The organism is Enterobacter cloacae complex sp. IR5412 (assembly GCF_049237385.1).
GTDB lineage: Bacteria > Pseudomonadota > Gammaproteobacteria > Enterobacterales > Enterobacteriaceae > Enterobacter > Enterobacter intestinihominis.
In genome coordinates this window covers 22,226-39,641 of record NZ_JBMKHQ010000018.1, presented here as the reverse complement: position 1 = coordinate 39,641, position 17,416 = coordinate 22,226, and the positions used below count along the sequence as shown (strand labels likewise).

Below are 17,416 nucleotides of genomic sequence, written 5' to 3'. Positions count from 1 at the left end.
ACCTGCTTTAAAAGCAATGCGCTATTCATATCTAAGAATCTATTTAATTAATGAATAATAGTGGACGGATTCATTTCTAGTGAATGCCGAAGTTGGTGTTTTTTGAGTTATTAGACGGTAAGTGCAATCTGGTATGATTCACCTAACATACGAATCTGGAAGGAAAGGTATATGGGTGACCTGGTCAGCAAAAATAACATTGACCGTTTAGAGCGATTTCATTCTTTGCTGGCGGGTCAGTACTGGACGTCCACTGACAGCATCCCTGAAGAGGGTATTGTGGCAGGGGATACGCTGCTCATTACGTCTTTGCGTTACGTTGAAGATAAGCTGCACACAGTGATTCTACGCGCCCATCCCCGCGTTTACGGTCAGACTGTAGCTATTGTCACTGAAGACAGCAGCGGCAACCGTAGGGAACGTGGCAAAGAAATGCGAGAGCATCGCTTCCTGGTTAAGGATTTTCTGTCCAGTTTTGTATTTGAACCCGACCATAAGGTAATCCGGGATGCTGAACTCAGACAAGCTCAGGAAGAAGTGAATAGCCTACAGGCATCGCTTACAGCCCTCGTGAGCGATGCTCAGGGGCTCCGTGACCTTGCGATTGAGCAATTAGGTACAGATGACCGTGAAAACCCTGTGACGGGCCTTAGCGTTGCGTTAGTGCCCCCACAAGAGCAGCAGGCGGTAACCTCACTGGCGATTGGATCAGTTCAAAATGCTCTGTCCTCTGGTATTTCAGATACCCGCATTGAACAAATCAGAGAAGCGGCCTTAAAAGAAGGGCAGATCAGCACAGCCATCAGCAAAATCATCACACAACGAACGCAGGCAATCGCTAATGCCAGCAAAAGAATGCTGCCCTATTTCGAGGAAGTTGCAGCGGCAAGTCTGGCCACTACAGAAGAAGCCATGGAATATGTGAAGAAAATCCACGATGGCGTTGGCAGTCTGGAACTGTATACCGGCAAAGACGTTGAGGTAGTGAATATCGTGAAGGGTGAATCCGCTCCATCACACCTCCCGCTCCAGGTCGTTCAGGCAAAGCTGATGGTGGATGAAGAGCTGGCCGTATGGTGCGATCTCGATAGCTGGTTCGACTTCTCTGATATGGAAAAATTTCATGAAACTTTACGAACCAGCCCCGGGCTGGTGGAGCAGATTTTTCCGTCCGAACGTTCCATCGTATGTATGGCCACAACACGACGTTATATCGATTACCGCGATCCCTGGGAAAATCATGTCCGCAATGACAGGAACCGGGTTGTATTCCTTCTGGTCCGGGACGGTCAAAATATTCATCAGGTTTACTCTTCGGTAGAAAGCCATCTTGGGGCTTCGCAGCTATTCCCTTCCGCCAGCGAACAGGAAGCACATTTCCAGGGGATTGATGGCAGCACCATAAAGTTTGAGGACGTCAGTTATACCGACCGACTGAAGCAGCATGATCTTATGGCACTTCACTACCGTCGTTTCCTGATCCTTATCTGCGGCCTCGATCACCGGCTCAAACTATTTGGTGATTTCTATGATACCAATACCCCTTACAGTTTTCTGAGCCTTGAGTTCCAGGAACGGTACTTCCAATTTCTGCACGACAAAGACGGTTCTGGCCTTTTGGGTATGGCTGAGACACGGCCGTCTCTGCAAAGTTATCTTGAACAGGCAAACTCATGCCTTCAGTCCGGATCCCGGGTAATGTGCAACTGGGATTCGTTGATGAACCCAGTGACAGCACCAGGAGCAGTTCAGGAAGACAACAGCTACTCTGGCTATAAATGGCTTGGGAGAACCCATAAAAACTATGAGCCGGTTATTGCATTCCGTCAGGGAGACGATATCTGTGTCAACGCAACAGTAAACAGATACTCAACGGATCGAGATTTCAATTGTAAGGTGAATTTGTCTTTATTTAAGGAGTCCAGCAGGAATGATGCTGAACTGGGTTTCCTGTGCATGGATACCATTAAAGCGGAGGAGCTCGAATGGTACATTCACAGACGTAAATTCAGGTCTAATCACCTGTTTTACATTCGCTTCTTCAAGATGGCTTTAAATTATATTCGTGCCGAGCGTGAGGCAGAAGAACCTTACCGGCAGATGCTGAGCCAGGCTCTGGCCGATGGAAATATTGGCCAGCCTAATCTGAGATCAGAGTTGATAGATCGATGCATTGTAGCCTGGCGAGCTGATAACAGGGGGGCGACGCTGGAAGCTGCCATGAGTACAGAGAAGGGCTCCAAAGAGCTCCTGAACCAGCTCTATATGCTCGCTGATGTGGGGCTCAAACATCTTCCCGGGGTTCGTAATTTTATTAGCAGCAAAGGCTATGAGCTGGTCAGGTTATCGGTAAATGCTTCAGGGAAACTTGTTGCATATGCCGCACCAGCAAATTTTGAATGCGACAACCGGATGGAAGGGCATGCCTGGGTTCATCGAATGGTACTTGCTACATCCCGAAATGTCTTAAACGTCACTCATCAACGTTTTGCGAAAATGAAACACTTCTTACCAGCTGAAAACACCCTGTTCGAAGATGAACAGCTGGTGGCCACATGGTCGGGCAAAAAGACTGCTTTCAAAAGCTTCGAAGAGAAGCAGCGTTATTTTGATACATGCTCCCGTGGCGCTCAGGCTCTTAAGCAGTTTTTAAAGCTGAACGATCCGGTGATTTACACCAATCTGCTTGGCCAGTGGATTGAGGCCTATGAAAGTATCAATGAAACCAGTGAGTACGTACAGCAAGTAAGCCTAATGGCTCCTGTTGCGGTCAAGAGCGAAAAAGGTAAAGCCAGCCTCATCTATATTGGCACTAAAGACCTGGCCGACTGGTTTTATCAGAAAGCGCCGACACCCGAGTTGCAGGCGCTGTTCCTTGAGGAATACCTGTCCAAATTTGAAAATAAAGAGGTCAATAAAGAAAAGCTACTTTCACGCAGAAATACCGCTCTGTCTCTCAGTTTTTACACCATGGACAACGGGGAAGTACCAGATGAAATCCTCGTCACCAAATCAGTTGATAATGCCAGACGGTGGTATTCAGGAATGTTCACAAGCATGCCAACGATGTTAAATGACCAGTGGTCCTGCCATGTTGCGCATTTTTCCCGTAACGGAAAACTCTATTTGACGCCTGATCTGGTCACTGATGAAGGGGAACCTGGTTTTGATGAAATACTCGGGTATCCGCGCCCGGAGGGGCTGGTACCGGTAACCGTGTGTGAGTTTGAAATTGACCACTTTAACCGACGTGGCATTGATGCGAATGGTGATAAGGTGAATATTACACAGTGGGTCGATATTTATCAGGGTGAGCGTGAGGTTACGGAACTGCTGGGGCCTATTTCTGAAGAAGGGGTGAACATCAAAACCTACAGGATGGACACTCTTGAGCAGGCGATGAAAAACATCTCCCGGGGCTCGACGCGCCTCAGACCGTCAACGGAGAATAGCGAGTGGCAACAGCCAGCAGAAGGTGTGAGCCGCTATGTACTTCGGTCATGGTAAAACGCGGGGGCAGGTGCCATCAAAACATCAAACAAAAAGCCATTACAGGCTCAAAGACCCCTTATCGCTCAAATTTGAAAGAGATAAGGCTTTATGATGGCAACGAGGATTATCACCCATCTCGCCGGAGTAACTGGCATAAAAATTGTTTAATCTTTATGCCAGCGCTTCGGCATTTGCTGGCAAGGAGACAGTGTTGAAAGACCATATCGTACCCCCACGAAAAACTAGCGCGAGTTTATCTTATCAACTCAAACGTATTGGGCGCATGCTCCTTCTTTTACTGAGCTTGGCTTTTATAGTTTACGGATTCGTACTGGCTTTCCATCCGCCGCTAACAACCTGGCTACTTCAACCCGGTGGACACTTTGCCCCAGATGACCGATTCATACTGGTTAGTGTTAAGGTTCAGTTTACAACCGGAATAATGGGGCTAATTGTTTGGCGCTTATGGTAAAAGTGGCAAGCAATGATGGGAGAAGGATAACGTTGCTCAGCTCAATCCGGTTTACTGATTGCTTAAATAGAAGGCAGTCATGCCTACATCAGAAAGGAGAAGCATAGATGGTAGAAGCACGTTATCAAGGCAAGCCTGTTAGCAGTCTTCCTGAAGAAGCTTTTGCTGAAGGGTTATCGCGATCCGGTTTAAGCCCCGTTCTGCTACTGGCATCCCCGACCACAGTACCCGTTACCACGGATGAGCGCTGGTGGCTCGCAAAGGAAAACGTGTCAGGACATTACGGCAGGATTTTTTATGCTGCGGTGCGGGAGTTGGTCATAAGGTCGGATATCATCTCAGTAGTGAGAAGTATTGCAGATGAGAATTTCACGTCCGAACATATGGGGTACTTCGAGCGACTTACCTCTGATGAAAAAGAAGTCGTGTTTAGTGATTACCTGCGCACTCTCGCTGAAGGCGGTCTTACCTGCACTGAGAAGAATCTCGTCAAACTGACGCAAGATTTATACCCGATTGATGCAACTCCTGACAACATTAGAAAGCTATCCACGGACAGGGATGCACTGAACGAACTACACATCGATGGTATGGTACTTTTTATTACCGGCCCTGCGCTTTGATTATGGAGATAATACATGCGGTGTTATCCCTGTTAAGGGTTAAGGTAACATTCTTCTAGAATTACAGAAAAATAGAGGTCTAACATGATAGTAAATAAAAACAGGTTTATGCATAAAAACGGGAAAAGGTTTAAGTCCATCGGAAGGTATTTAAGATTTTGGCAAGCAGTAGCGTCCTCTGGTTTACCCATGGACATGGTAATACGGGAAAAACCATATCAACTTATGGTCGCTTTGATTGCTTTATATACGGCCATCCCTGTTGTTACAATAGTAATTTTATCTGGTCAGCAATCGCATAAGTTGGAACTAATTGCTGTGCATTTCAGTACAATTATCACGATGGTGTTTGTTTTGCGTCGAAAGATGGGGAAACGTTGGCTGGATTTATTTGAAGAAAAATTAGCCATTTATAAACCTAATGATAAACTCGCGCTTAGCGAATTACACGAAAGCATACGTGAGAAAAATGGGCTAGACTTGCAGGATTTACAAGATTGGTACTGGAAAGAGAAGATGACATATGAGTATCACAAAGAACGTAAAACAACTATAAGCTATCAAAAATTCAAGTAGCGTTTTAAAATGACAGGGGAGGGCTATTGTGATTTATTAAGTCGGCAAGGTTATTAGGTAGGGGTGTTCAATATGATAAATTCTTCGAGTGAGGTTATTTCAAGAGTTGTTCTGGGCCTTTGAGATAGCTAATTATCATTACAGACTTTATCGAAAGGTATGAATTATGAACATTACCGACAAAGAACTTAGCTCAAATACAGTGAGACAGTATGGATGGAACTTAGGAGAGTTCAATCACTCAACGCCTTTTACATCTCATTTTATTTATATCACCGACTATCATAAAGATAATACATGGATGATTTCACTTTCGCAGGAGGATTTTAATACAACCAAAATTTTAACATCGTTAAGTCTAGGGAAGGTGCGAACAAGTTCCTGATATGAGATCATCATATTCATCCGGAGCGCATCCCAGAGGGACATCATGAGCCATTAACTCACCTTCGCCGATAGTGAATTCAGCACTAAGCGCCGTCAGACCCGAAAAGAGATTTTCCTCTCCCGCATGGAGCAGATTCTGCCATGGCAGAATATGACCGCTGTCATCGAGCCGTTTTATCCCAAGGCGGGCAATGGCCGACGGCCCTATCCGCTGGAGACCATGCTGCGTATTCACTGCATGCAGCATTGGTACAACCTGAGCGACGGTGCCATGGAAGATGCCCTGTACGAAATCGCCTCCATGCGCCTGTTTGCCCGATTATCCCTGGATAGCGCCCTGCCGGATCGCACCACCATCATGAATTTCCGCCACCTGCTCGAGCAGCATCAACTGGCCCGTCAATTGTTCAAGACCATCAATCGCTGGCTGGCCGAAGCAGGCGTCATGATGACCCAAGGCACTTTGGTGGATGCCACCATCATTGAGGCACCCAGCTCTAGCAAGAACAAAGAGCAGCAACGCGATCCGGAGATGCATCAGACCAAGAAAGGCAATCAGTGGCACTTTGGCATGAAGGCCCACATTGGTGTCGATGCCAAGAGTGGCCTGACCCACAGCCTAGTCACCACCGCGGCCAACGAGCATGACCTCAATCAGCTGGGTAATCTGCTTCATGGAGAGGAGCAATTTGTCTCAGCCGATGCCGGCTACCAAGGAGCGCCACAGCGCGAGGAGCTGGCCGAGGTGGATGTGGACTGGCTGATCGCCGAGCGTCCCGGCAAGGTAAAAACCTTGAAGCAGCATCCGCGCAAGAACAAAACGGCCATCAACATCGAATACATGAAAGCCAGCATCCGTGCCAAGGTGGAGCACCCGTTTCGCATCATCAAGCGGCAGTTCGGCTTCGTGAAAGCCAGATACAAGGGGCTGCTGAAAAACGATAACCAACTGGCGATGTTATTCACCCTGGCCAACCTGTTTCGGGTGGACCAAATGATACGTCAGTGGGAGAGATCTCAGTAAAAACCGGAAATAACGCCAGAAATGGTGGAAAAAATAGCCTAAATAGGCTGATTCGATGTGTTTGCGGGAAAAAAATCGGCCCAGATCCGCGAAATTTTAATCAGCGAGTCAGCTTGGGAAGAAATGACCTGCTTATTCGCACCTTCCCTAGATGCCTGTGTATCCATGCTCGGAAAGATACTAAAAAAAATGTCTAACAAAAACGGTATCTCACAAACGGAAGAATCTGAATTCGCATTTCTTTTAACAAACTATATTAAACAGACTTTGACTTTTAGAGAATGGCAACGCAATGCTGACGGAAATCAACGACTGCACTTTCTTATTAATATCTACGGTGCAAAAGAAGACGGTGGCGAAGTGGTTTTAAGACCATTTATTGTAAATCCTGATGAATTAATGCTTACTCCAGCGGATGTCGTTGAATTTAATTCGCAGGTTATCAACGTTGATCGGCAGCGTCATCCTGAGTGGTTCCGTTAACTGGTCACAAGGGTTAAGAGCCTGAAAGGCTGCGATAGTGTATACGCAGCCTATTCTGTATAGCCGTCGCGTAATAATTGTTCTAAATGACTATCGACCGTTTCCTGATCACCAGGAATATATCGTGGCCATCCTGTTATATCGTTGACGCGTTTCACTATGTATGGATGAAACCCAAACTGCTCGGAAGTGATGTCAATATAATATTGCACTTCTTCGAAGTTCAATTCACACCAATAATGGCCAAAGCCACCACTCTCTGTAAATATACCGCCATCATCTGCACCGTTACCCCCACGAACAACAGCATCTAGACCTTTAGTTTTTGCTAAATAACATACAAGATAGCTTGCAAAAAGGCATGTGCCTTTCGTCTTCTTTGTGCCGCACTCCGTCAAAACTGAAAGTAGCTTTTCATGCGCCACTCGTGCAATGCCTGATACCAATTCCGGGGACATGTCTGCTCCAATGAAATTATTAGATCGACTTAAACAGGTAATATGTAATTAGGCATTACGATAAGTCGTGCCCTATTGGTTGGTACATCGTAAGAAAAGTAACTTTTCTAATCCCAGCCTGCACTCCGGGAATGCTTCTAACCTGAATAAATCACGGGGGCAGTGCTGGATACTTGTCAACTGTATTTGGATTCACAGGCTAACTATTTTTATACAGTTTAAGTGAATAAAACTTACTTAAAGCAGCGAACCACGCCGAAAGTGTAATGAGGAATACCGCCAATTCATCAGAACCATTTTTGATAGCACTGAGTAGAGCGATTAGTCCAAGGAACACCGAAAGAAAGACTAGTATTGCGGGTAAAAGTTTATACATGATAGACGTTCCTTTTAAAGGTTCAGATAGGTAGACCAACGCAGATAACGTCGGAATTGCCTGTTGTAAGATTACGCTCATTTAATTATTTTTATAACCTATGAATCCGCGTATAATTTCATTTGTAGTAATCTTCGTAATATATATCTGATAGACATTGATCTTTTTAATGTCTTGTTGACTCACAACACCATATAAGCAACTCTTAGATTGGTTTAACACAGCGCTTCCACTAACTCCATTTTGATAAAAAGCAGTCAAACCATCAGAACCAACTATTCCTTTATAATAGTAGGTTGAGTCGGGGGAAGCATACGTATTTGAAAGCGTATTATACATTCCCGATAGAACCCAAACAGACTCACCTGGAGCTAGAACATTATCACATACTGGAAGCTTCCAATTAGGTGGGGCTTTGACAATAGTATTTTTTTCTACTTTTAAAAGAGCGAGGTCCCGGTTCTTAGGATCATCAATATTGATAACTGTTGCTGGTTGGCTCCCATTCCTTGTTATTATACTTAGACTATAATCCTTGCTTGCATCAAGCCATAAATGTGAAGCTGTAAGAATATGTTGTTCATCGATCCAAGTACCTGAGCCGGAGATTGTCTTATTTCCAGACTTGATTTGAATTTTTACAGCTGAGTCCGAAAGCTCAAAATCATTGTGGTGCATACTTTGTTTATGAGGATTATCGGTGGAACAAGCAGAAATCAGTAAGGCTGAAAGAGCTAAAACCTTTCTATACATAGTCAGTTTCCTTCGAATAAGGCGAGTTTGGTTTCTAGAATATTTTATCCAGCGAGGAATTCTTCTAACGTGCTATCTTGGTACTGGGGATATATCTGCTTCATCATGCCAAAAGCAGCAACCGCTACGCTTTCTAAGTCGGAATAGAATTTAGGCTCCGTATTAAGATCATCACCATTCTTCAGAACGCCCTCGAAGCAGCTATAATCATTTCCGAACTCTTGAACAATAATCCAGCGCCCATCACGGAAACCTACGAGCATAACCGCTGAATTAGGATAGTCGCCAGCAGGCGTTAGCCAATCAAAGTGATAGTGCTTTATCGTATCATATTTCAGATGTACATTCATTATTCCTCCGTTGGCGATTACATTATTTGAGTTTTTTCATGGACTCTAAAGAAGCGAGGTAGGAATTATAGCGATCACCAAATTTTTCTTTCGCACGCTTAACGCGCATTTTCTCCGCGAGCTCAGTCTTGTTTTCTGCCTGGTAGGTCCTATTATTTTGCGTCTTTACTTCGGCCCCTGGGCCTGCTGCGTACGTTTTGTTTTTCTCGCTAATACACGCTCGGCATTTACTCTTGAGGCCAAACTTGCCCTTGAGCTCTTTTCCAAACTGTTCAAAGGGTTTAACTTGCTGACATGATTTGCATTTTTTAAAGCCCGGGGGGAGGTAGGTGTCAGCCATGAGCTGCTCCAGTAGGTATTGATTATAGGTGATTTTAACTTAAAGACGACGTCACTTTCAAATAAATCGACTACTTAACGCTGATCTTACATAATCCTGATTATGCGCACTTAAGTTGTTAGAACCATTTAGTAATGTCACTTTTTATCCAGATAGAAACGTCACCTTAGAGTAAGCTAAACTGAATGCAATTCTAAGGGGCTCAACGCATGTTGGTGACCATGTCAGATAAAGAGATCCACCGCCTACCGGTGATACAGGCAGTTTGTGAAAAGCGTCTACGCCGTCGTGATGCAGCATCACAGCTTGGCATTTCAGAACGTCAGGCGCAACGACTTATCAATCGTTACCGAGTTTCTGGTGCTGAAGGACTTGTCAGCCGCAAACGCGGCCAGCCCAGCAACCGCCGGTTGACCGAATCTCTCAAACTACGAGTACTCACGCTGATACGTGAAAACTACAGTGACTTTGGGCCCACACTGGCCGCAGAAAAACTCAGAGAGCGCCATAATATCCGGCTTTCAATCGAGACCGTCCGCAACTGGATGACGTCTGACGGACTCTGGGTCCCGCATGCTCGCCGTAAGTCACGGGTTTATCAACCCCGACATCGGCGTGATTGTCTGGGTGAACTTATCCAGATCGACGGCTCCCACCATGACTGGTTTGAAGGCCGTGCGCCAAAATGCTGCCTGCTGGTCTTTATCGATGATGCCACCGGGCGTCTGATGCATTTGCGGTTCAGCGAGTCAGAAACAGCCTTTGACTACATGCTGGCAACCCGGGAATACATCGAGCAGCATGGGAAGCCGGTATCGCTGTACAGTGACAAACACGCAATATTTCGCGTCAGTGGTCCGGAGAAACGCAATACCACCGTTACCCAGTTCGGACGTGTGCTTTATGACCTGGCAATCGAGCTTATTTGTGCCAACAGCTCTGAAGCTAAAGGCCGCGTGGAACGTGCGAATCAGACACTTCAGGATCGGCTGATCAAAGAAATGCGTCTGGAAGGTATAACCGGCATTGAGGCCGCAAATGCCTGGCTTGCCACTTTCATCGCTGACTTTAACAGCCGGTTTTCACGACCGGCTAAGTTCCCCAAAGATTTGCATCGTCCGGTGCAGGAAAGCCCCGATGAATTAAGAGACATCTTTGCCTGGCATGATGTTCGTACCGTGTCGAAATCACTGACCTTCCAGTACGATAAGATCCTTTATCTCATGGACACCACAGAAGAAAATAGCCGTCTTGCCGGTGAAAAAATTAAAGTACTGGATTATCCCGATGGCACCCTCGCCTTCCTCTATGGGCACCGGAGCCTTAAGTGCCAGGCATTTGATAAGCTGGCCTGTGTCGACCAGGGGCAGATTGTTGATAACAAACGTCTCGGGACTGTACTCCGACTGGCTCAGGTAAAACAGGATGAGCGGGAAAGCGAAGGCAAACGGGAACGAAGCAAAAAATCGCCCAGCCGTAAGGCTCAGGTGCGCATCCAGGAACAGCTCCGGGCTATCAATCCCGTTCTGGCAGACCCGAGCTTGTTTGTGGCAAGTTCAAAGCGATAGAATCGACCATCAGTGCTGCAAAGTACCGGAACAGTGAGTCCCCAAAAGGATACTTGAGATGATTAAATTCCCGACTACAAAGCGCGTTGATTTGTATAAAACTGCTGTCAGCTCTGAGCAATTACATCTAGATCTGGTTGCGGCTCAGGAGTTCATGTTCGATGCCTGGGAAAATGATGACCTGGAAGTTGTGCTGAAACTCATCAGAAAAGCTATCAAGAAATCCCCGCTCTGTGCTGACGCATACTCATTCTACTGCGAGATATCTCAAGAACCTCCTGAGTCAAAAATCGGGAAGCTGGAGACTGCTTTGTACGCAGCCAGCATTGCACTTGGCGAGGATTTTCAGGAGTTCGCAGGACGTTTCTGGGGATTTGTCGAAACACGTCCATATATGAGAGCAAAAGCAGCTTTGGCTGAGGCCTTATGGGAGTCTGGTAATTTTTATCCGGCTATGGCTCATAGCCGCGAAATGCTGAAGCTCAACCCGAACGATAACCAGGGGATTCGTCATTTATTAGCGAACTATTACCTTGAGCTTGAAATGGTGGATGATCTGGCCTTGCTACTGGACGATTATCCTGGGGATATGCGTTCGTTTTTTCAGTATACACGCGCCCTACTCGCCTACCGACAGTCATCCCCGGATGCCGATGATATCGCTAAAGCTGCGATTGATTCTAATAGACACATCCCCGGCTTGTTATCGAAGTGCAGATTACAGATCAAGTCTAACAGTGGATATATCACGTTAGGTGGAATGGATGAAGCCATTTATTATGTGAATCATAATATAAAGCCTTGGATTCGCACCTCTGGCGCAATTGATTGGATTGTAAATAATTCATTAAGTAAAATATAAGGATTTAGTTTTAATGTTTAATCTAATTATGGGCGGAGAACCTGACTATTTTGAACATTGGCCCATGTATGAACGGGTTAGTGGGAGTTGTGATTTTCCTATATCACGTATGTTAGAAGGCACCTCTGATGACATCCGGTTGAAGTTAACGCCTTTGAATGATAAAGCATTATCTTATATTGAGAAATTACCTACGCTTTTTATGTCAGAACTTTATTCCCGAGACAATGTTGAATACATTACTTTGCGACTTGGTGTAATTTCAAATCTACGAACAGTTAACAAAAATGTTGAGTTTGATTTCAGAATCACTCACTCACAAGATGATGTCGTAGTGATAAACAAAGAGTTATATCAAACAGCTTTAGAATTAGGTGCATATGGGCTGAAACGGACTCACTGGGGAATAAAAGCACGTGATTTAAATCAAACATTAGCACTTCTAAATATAACGACAAGAAGTACACCACTTCCTCCTACTGAAGCACTTCCTGATGAAGTTGATAACTACCCAATAATAGATAATGTTCAAAGTTTCATGGCGCGTGTTTTAGAACAAGATCATGAAGAAGATGCAGAAATATTTTATCGTGGACATTCTGATGTATCTTACGAGTTGGCTCCATCAGTTTTCAGGAAAAACAAAAAAGGTAACTTCAAGCATTTGCACAGTGAATCAAATTTAGTCCGTGAAGCCCTAACAGCAAGGCCAACTGAGTTTGTTGATGATAAAACAATGCTAGACAAGTTAGTAAGGATGCAACACTACGGACTACCAACTCGTTTGTTGGATATAACATCAAATCCACTAATCGCTCTGTATTTCGCTTGTTGCGACATTAGTAATAATGAAAATACAAATGAGGTTGATGGACATGTTATTATTTTCAAAACAAAAAGGGATCGTATAAAATTCTTTGACTCTGATACAGTAAGTTGCATATCAAATATATCAATGCTAAGTCAAACACTGAAAGATCAGCTGGATTGTAAAATGGACAAGGAGGCTTTCAATAAAACTGAAGCTTGTCAAAAACTCATACATTACATTAAAGATGAAAAACCTTATTTTAAAGATGTAATTATACCATCAGATTTGGAAAGGTTAATTTTCGTTAAAGGAAGAAATAATAATGAAAGGATGTCATCACAGTCAGGTGCATTCTTATTATTTGGGAATAATGCTGTTTATCCCGATTTAGTTTCAAACCCTGATGATGCTATGCAAGAGTTTAAAGTAGAAAAAATAGTGATCAGAAACAAAGCTAGAATACTTAAGGAACTCGCAAGGTTAAACATTACAGATGCGACAGTTTATCAAGGCATGGAAAGGACAATGAAACTAATTGCGGCCAAATTTTCCGCAGGAGATTGATCTTCATGTGGTTTTTTGACACACTAGCCTGTCGCTACTGGCATTGGTCCCTTGTATGCTAAGCATATGAACTCTGGTGTGTGTTGGACAGGAGCAATTAACCAGTCGTATAGTAAAATTTGAATGTAAAAATATAAAACAAGGAGTTGAGAATGAACCCCATTACTTTGAGTGAAATGAGTGATGAAGATGAAGAGGTAAAAATCATTTCTTCATATGAACCTCAAGATGATGAGATTGCGATCGTTTTTGATAGTTCAAAAATTACTGGAGGTAATGCACTGGATTTTTTCCAGTTCACCAAGCAATCACATTCTAATGTTAAAGTGTACGGAGATTCTAATGGTGTTTCGTACCTGCAATTAAACAGTATAACGTTAGCGTTAGGCACTTTCTTTGCCACATCAGTAATGATACCTTTTTTAGTAAATCTTGTTTCAAATTATATTCAGAAAAAAATTGATAACTTTGGAACTAGAGATATAGACGTTAAAGTCTCTATAATTAAAAAAAATAAATCAGGAAAACATGTGAAATACACTGTTTCTGGAAAAGTAGACGATGTTTTAAAAGTAATTAACAAAATCAAATAAAAATCTATATAGATATTATGAATATTCACGAAAAGTTAAAGCGTTGGATGTGTATTACTCAAGAAGATAGTGCTATTCTTGATTATCTTAATGCTGAGTTAAAAAAAGCTCAATCCTTGAGCTTGAATAATGAATCAAACAGATTGTTTTTATACAAAACAATTTTACTAGCCCATTTAAAATATATTCAAGTCATTAATCTACTTACAAGAGGTGATTTTTATGAAGCATGGGTAGAACTTGAAAGGATAGAAATAGATTTAATACATATTAAAGAAAATAATGAGTTTCTGCCTGAGGTTAATTTCTATGGTGTTAACTTCTTAGCGAGAATGGTATGTAATTGGCAGGCGTTATTCCCATATAAAATCTTCGGTAGTTCTCGTGAAATAATAAAAGAAGTGAAATGTTCAGTATGTAATACAACCCGTAGTTTTATTAATGATTGTGGTCATGTTAAAAATAAACTTTATAATGGAGTTCTTTGCTTTGATGAAGTGATCGATTTTGAATTAATTACTTATGACATAGTTAGTAATCCCGTTAACAAATGTAGTGTTTTTTTCTCCAATGATGGTGATCATTATAACTATTCAACTTTAATTAGTGTTGTCAAATACATACAATCCCCACATCAAATTTTCAATATTACGACCTGGAGATTTAAGGCGAAAGAACATGATGGAGTATTATCGCCAGAAAATATTTGTCCATGTGGAGATTCTTTAAAAAAATATGCAGATTGTTGTTTGCCACGTAATGGTATTTATAAAAAACATATAGATATTTGGTTTCCCTTCCCGTTGAATGTAGAACCTATTTAGAACCAGATATTCAATAACTAAAGATCCCGTTGACACAGATATTTCCATATTAAGATGTTTTCGTTATATTTTTATTCCAGTCTTTCATATTTAACTTTTGCTTTATTAATTGGTTGAGTGGGATAACGCAGCAGTCACATTAATATGATTACATAGGCTGAAAGTGCCCTTTCTATCTTGCACAAAGAGGTGACATTTTAAACTTGCTTTGACATAAGTTGTAGTAGCAAAGTTGTAATGTCCGATAATGGCTAAGTTAAGATGTCCGGCGTGTATAATCAAGTAAGGATTACCATGACGGCTCTCGCAGCGGAGTTTTTCACATTGGATGAAGTTAACCGACTCAAAATCATTCAGGATGTCATCGACCGGCGTCTGACAACACAAATGGCAGCTCAGCGGCTTGGTATCTCCGACCGTCAGTGCCGTCGTCTGCTTGCGCGTTATCGTGAAGATGGTCCGATTGGCATGACCAGCCGCCGTCGTGGTAAATCCAGTAACAACCAGTTGCCTCAGGGACTGGCCGCATACGCGCTGAACATTATTCGCGAACGCTATAACGATTTCGGTCCGACGCTGGCCTGTGAAAAACTGTCTGAGGTGCACGGTGTTCATCTTTCCAAAGAAACCGTCCGTAAGCTGATGACTCAGGCCAGTCTGTGGGTCCCACGTAAGCAACGTGCGCCAAAAATTCAGCAACCTCGTTACCGCCGTGCCTGTGCCGGTGAACTCATACAAATCGACGGCTGCGACCACCACTGGTTTGAAAATCGGGGACCTAAGTGTACGGCACTGGTTTACGTTGATGACGCAACCAGTCGTTTAATGCAGCTTCTTTTCGTGAAATCTGAGTCTACTTTCACCTATTTTGAAGCGACCCGGGGCTATATTGAAAAACATGGCAAACCGCTTGCGCTGTACAGCGACAAAGCCAGCGTATTCAGGATCAACAATAAAAATGCAACCGGCGGCGACGGCGATACCCAGTTTGGCCGTGCGATGCATGAACTGAACATTCAGACCATTTGTGCAGAAACCAGTGCTGCCAAAGGCCGCGTTGAACGGGCGCACCTGACGCTTCAGGACCGACTGGTCAAGGAGCTCAGGCTCCAGGGCATCAGTTCCATGGAAGCTGCGAACGCATTTGCCGAAGAGTTCATGAACGATTACAACCGTCGTTTCGCAAAAGCGCCTCGCCAGGCGTTTGATGTTCATCGGGAACTGGATGTCGATGACGATCTTGATATGGTATTTAACTGGCATGAAGCTCGTAAAGTGTCGAAATCACTCACAGTGCAATACGACAAAGTCCTTTATCTGATTGAAGACAGCGAATTCAGTCGTCGGGCGATTGGTAAATACATCGATGTCTGGCATTACCCGGATGGACATAAAGAGCTCCGGCTTAATGGCGTATCACTTCCCTACTCCACCTATGACAAGCTTTCTGAAATCGATCAGGGGGCCATTGTGGATAACAAACGTCTGGGGCGGGCCCTGGAAATGGCGCAGCTGGTCCAGGCCGAGCGGGATAATAACCGGTCGCAATCCGTACCATCCGGAGACGGCCCTTCTCGCAGGCGTAAAGCTCCCACGACGAAGAAATCCCAGCGTTCCCTGGATCAGGACGATATGTTCAATGCCCTGGTGAAACTTCAGTCACGCTCTGAAGAGATATTTGGGAAGAAACCGATTTAAAGCCCGGTAATCCATCCGGGCATGCCTGGCTGTCAGATTTTGGCCTGATTGACCCGTGCCGCGAGCTCCTGATGACTCTCTTTCCTTTCGCTGTAGCGGTCGGACAGGTAGGCTGTGTGCCCTTTCAGGAGTAACGTCATTTTGAACAACTCTTCGGTAACGTCGACAATCCTGTCATACCAGGGTGAGGGTTTCATGCGCCCTTCATCATCAAATTCCTGCCATGCCTTTGGCACTGACGACTGATTGGGGATGGTGAACATCCGCATCCAGCGGCCAAGTATCCGCATCTGATTGACCGTGTTAAACGACTGTGAACCACCACAAACCTGCATGACGGCCAGCGTTTTACCCTGGGAAGGACGAACAGCACCTTCACTCAGGGGTATCCAGTCAATCTGGGCCTTCATCACCGAGCTCATGGCGCCATGTCTTTCCGGAGAACTCCAGACCATTCCGTCACACCACCTGACCAGCTCGCGGAGTTCAAGCACTTTGGGGTGACTTTCGGGCGCATCATCGGGTAACGGCAGACCGGATGGGTTAAATATTTTCACCTCAGCCCCCATCTTTGCCAGCAACCGCCCGGCCTCTTCCGCTGCAAAACGACTGTAGGACCGCTCTCGTACTGAACCGTACAGGATGAGAATTCGCGGCATGGTTTCGTTGTTGCCCGTAAGTTTGCTGGCAAGCGCATCATCAAAATAAGCCGGTTCGATTGCTGGTAAGTCGGTCATAAAAAATCTCCATTTCATAAGCTATGCTTTAAAAGTTATCACATATGAAATACCATATGTATTGTTATTTTTTTACGAGGTTAAGCATGCTACAGCCTGTTCAGCTTTTTAAACTGCTCGCCGACGAGACCCGTTCAACTATCGTGATGCTTCTCAGGGAGTCCGGTGAAATGTGCGTCTGTGACATCTGTGCGGCAACCGCAGAGTCTCAGCCAAAAATTTCTCGCCATATGGCCCTTTTACGTGAAGCCGAGCTGGTCATCGACCGTCGCGAAGGAAAATGGGTGCATTACCGACTGTCGCCACACATGCCAGCATGGGCTGCGGGTATTATTGATACAGCCTGGAACTGTGAACGAGAAAACATACGCAACAAGCTCAGTAGCGTGGCATCTGTCTCCTGCTGATGGCGATATATATATCCG

Annotated in this window: 18 protein-coding genes; 13 read left to right on the top strand and 5 right to left on the bottom strand. The window is 44.4% G+C overall.

Features of this window, described 5'->3' with window-relative positions:
* Positions 1–171: 171 nt before the first annotated feature.
* The 6 genes from ACOTX2_RS22545 (at position 172) to ACOTX2_RS22520 (ending at position 7,057) form a co-directional block, all read left to right on the top strand.
* Positions 172–3,507 carry a hypothetical protein gene (locus ACOTX2_RS22545; protein WP_000502666.1) on the top strand — a complete coding sequence of 1,112 codons (3,336 nt, stop codon included), beginning with the start codon at positions 172–174 and terminating at the stop codon, positions 3,505–3,507.
* Positions 3,508–4,071: 564 nt separating this feature from the next.
* Complete coding sequence (locus tag ACOTX2_RS22540; RefSeq protein WP_000228894.1) at positions 4,072–4,587, top strand: hypothetical protein; 516 nt, start codon at positions 4,072–4,074, stop codon at positions 4,585–4,587.
* An 84-nt stretch (positions 4,588–4,671) separates the two neighbouring features.
* Positions 4,672–5,163 (top strand): hypothetical protein, encoded by a 492-nt coding sequence (locus ACOTX2_RS22535; protein ID WP_000636790.1) that lies wholly within the window; start codon positions 4,672–4,674, stop codon positions 5,161–5,163.
* 496 nt (positions 5,164–5,659) lie between these two features.
* Entirely contained in the window at positions 5,660–6,574 is a 915-nt protein-coding gene (locus ACOTX2_RS22530; RefSeq protein WP_100185530.1) for an IS5 family transposase, read from the top strand.
* The gene (locus ACOTX2_RS22525) at positions 6,556–6,771 is read left to right on the top strand and encodes a hypothetical protein (RefSeq protein WP_122966916.1); all 216 of its coding nucleotides are present in this window, start codon (positions 6,556–6,558) and stop codon (positions 6,769–6,771) included. Before ACOTX2_RS22530 ends, ACOTX2_RS22525 begins: the two co-directional genes overlap by 19 nt.
* Positions 6,668–7,057: a hypothetical protein gene (locus tag ACOTX2_RS22520; RefSeq protein WP_236689843.1), complete on the top strand. Its 390-nt coding sequence runs from the start codon at positions 6,668–6,670 to the stop codon at positions 7,055–7,057. The genes ACOTX2_RS22525 and ACOTX2_RS22520 overlap by 104 nt, the downstream gene beginning before the upstream one ends.
* Positions 7,058–7,107: 50 nt before the next feature.
* Here the strand turns inward: ACOTX2_RS22520 and ACOTX2_RS22515 are convergent, their stop codons facing one another.
* From ACOTX2_RS22515 to ACOTX2_RS22500, 4 genes are all read right to left on the bottom strand, one after another.
* The gene (locus ACOTX2_RS22515; protein ID WP_001371904.1) at positions 7,108–7,515 is read right to left on the bottom strand and encodes a hypothetical protein; all 408 of its coding nucleotides are present in this window, start codon (positions 7,513–7,515) and stop codon (positions 7,108–7,110) included.
* Positions 7,516–7,972: 457 nt separating this feature from the next.
* Positions 7,973–8,644: a S1 family peptidase gene (locus ACOTX2_RS22510; RefSeq protein ID WP_000285959.1), complete on the bottom strand. Its 672-nt coding sequence runs from the start codon at positions 8,642–8,644 to the stop codon at positions 7,973–7,975.
* Positions 8,645–8,688: 44 nt separating this feature from the next.
* Entirely contained in the window at positions 8,689–8,994 is a 306-nt protein-coding gene (locus tag ACOTX2_RS22505) for a hypothetical protein (RefSeq protein WP_001100610.1), read from the bottom strand.
* A gap of 22 nt (positions 8,995–9,016) precedes the next feature.
* A complete protein-coding gene (locus tag ACOTX2_RS22500) occupies positions 9,017–9,334 on the bottom strand; it encodes a hypothetical protein (RefSeq protein ID WP_000785965.1) in 318 nt (105 codons plus the stop codon).
* A 221-nt stretch (positions 9,335–9,555) separates the two neighbouring features.
* Here ACOTX2_RS22500 and ACOTX2_RS22495 point away from each other — a divergent pair, with 221 nt between their 5' ends.
* The 6 genes from ACOTX2_RS22495 (at position 9,556) to ACOTX2_RS22470 (ending at position 16,254) form a co-directional block, all read left to right on the top strand.
* Positions 9,556–10,902, top strand: coding sequence for an ISNCY-like element ISLad2 family transposase (locus ACOTX2_RS22495; protein ID WP_076611902.1), 1,347 nt, complete (start codon positions 9,556–9,558; stop codon positions 10,900–10,902).
* A gap of 58 nt (positions 10,903–10,960) precedes the next feature.
* On the top strand, positions 10,961–11,764 hold the full coding sequence (locus tag ACOTX2_RS22490) for a hypothetical protein (protein ID WP_000589340.1): 804 nt from the start codon (positions 10,961–10,963) through the stop codon (positions 11,762–11,764).
* 13 nt (positions 11,765–11,777) lie between these two features.
* On the top strand, positions 11,778–13,139 hold the full coding sequence (locus ACOTX2_RS22485; protein ID WP_000482601.1) for an FRG domain-containing protein: 1,362 nt from the start codon (positions 11,778–11,780) through the stop codon (positions 13,137–13,139).
* A 152-nt stretch (positions 13,140–13,291) separates the two neighbouring features.
* Entirely contained in the window at positions 13,292–13,732 is a 441-nt protein-coding gene (locus tag ACOTX2_RS22480; RefSeq protein WP_016239970.1) for a hypothetical protein, read from the top strand.
* A gap of 17 nt (positions 13,733–13,749) precedes the next feature.
* The gene (locus ACOTX2_RS22475; RefSeq protein WP_016239971.1) at positions 13,750–14,556 is read left to right on the top strand and encodes a hypothetical protein; all 807 of its coding nucleotides are present in this window, start codon (positions 13,750–13,752) and stop codon (positions 14,554–14,556) included.
* A gap of 294 nt (positions 14,557–14,850) precedes the next feature.
* Entirely contained in the window at positions 14,851–16,254 is a 1,404-nt protein-coding gene (locus tag ACOTX2_RS22470; protein ID WP_044704760.1) for an ISNCY family transposase, read from the top strand.
* 32 nt (positions 16,255–16,286) lie between these two features.
* Here the strand turns inward: ACOTX2_RS22470 and arsH are convergent, their stop codons facing one another.
* Entirely contained in the window at positions 16,287–16,991 is a 705-nt protein-coding gene (gene arsH / locus ACOTX2_RS22465) for an arsenical resistance protein ArsH (RefSeq protein ID WP_000130816.1), read from the bottom strand.
* An 86-nt stretch (positions 16,992–17,077) separates the two neighbouring features.
* Here arsH and ACOTX2_RS22460 point away from each other — a divergent pair, with 86 nt between their 5' ends.
* On the top strand, positions 17,078–17,398 hold the full coding sequence (locus ACOTX2_RS22460) for a transcriptional regulator (RefSeq protein WP_000941305.1): 321 nt from the start codon (positions 17,078–17,080) through the stop codon (positions 17,396–17,398).
* Positions 17,399–17,416: the final 18 nt, after the last annotated feature.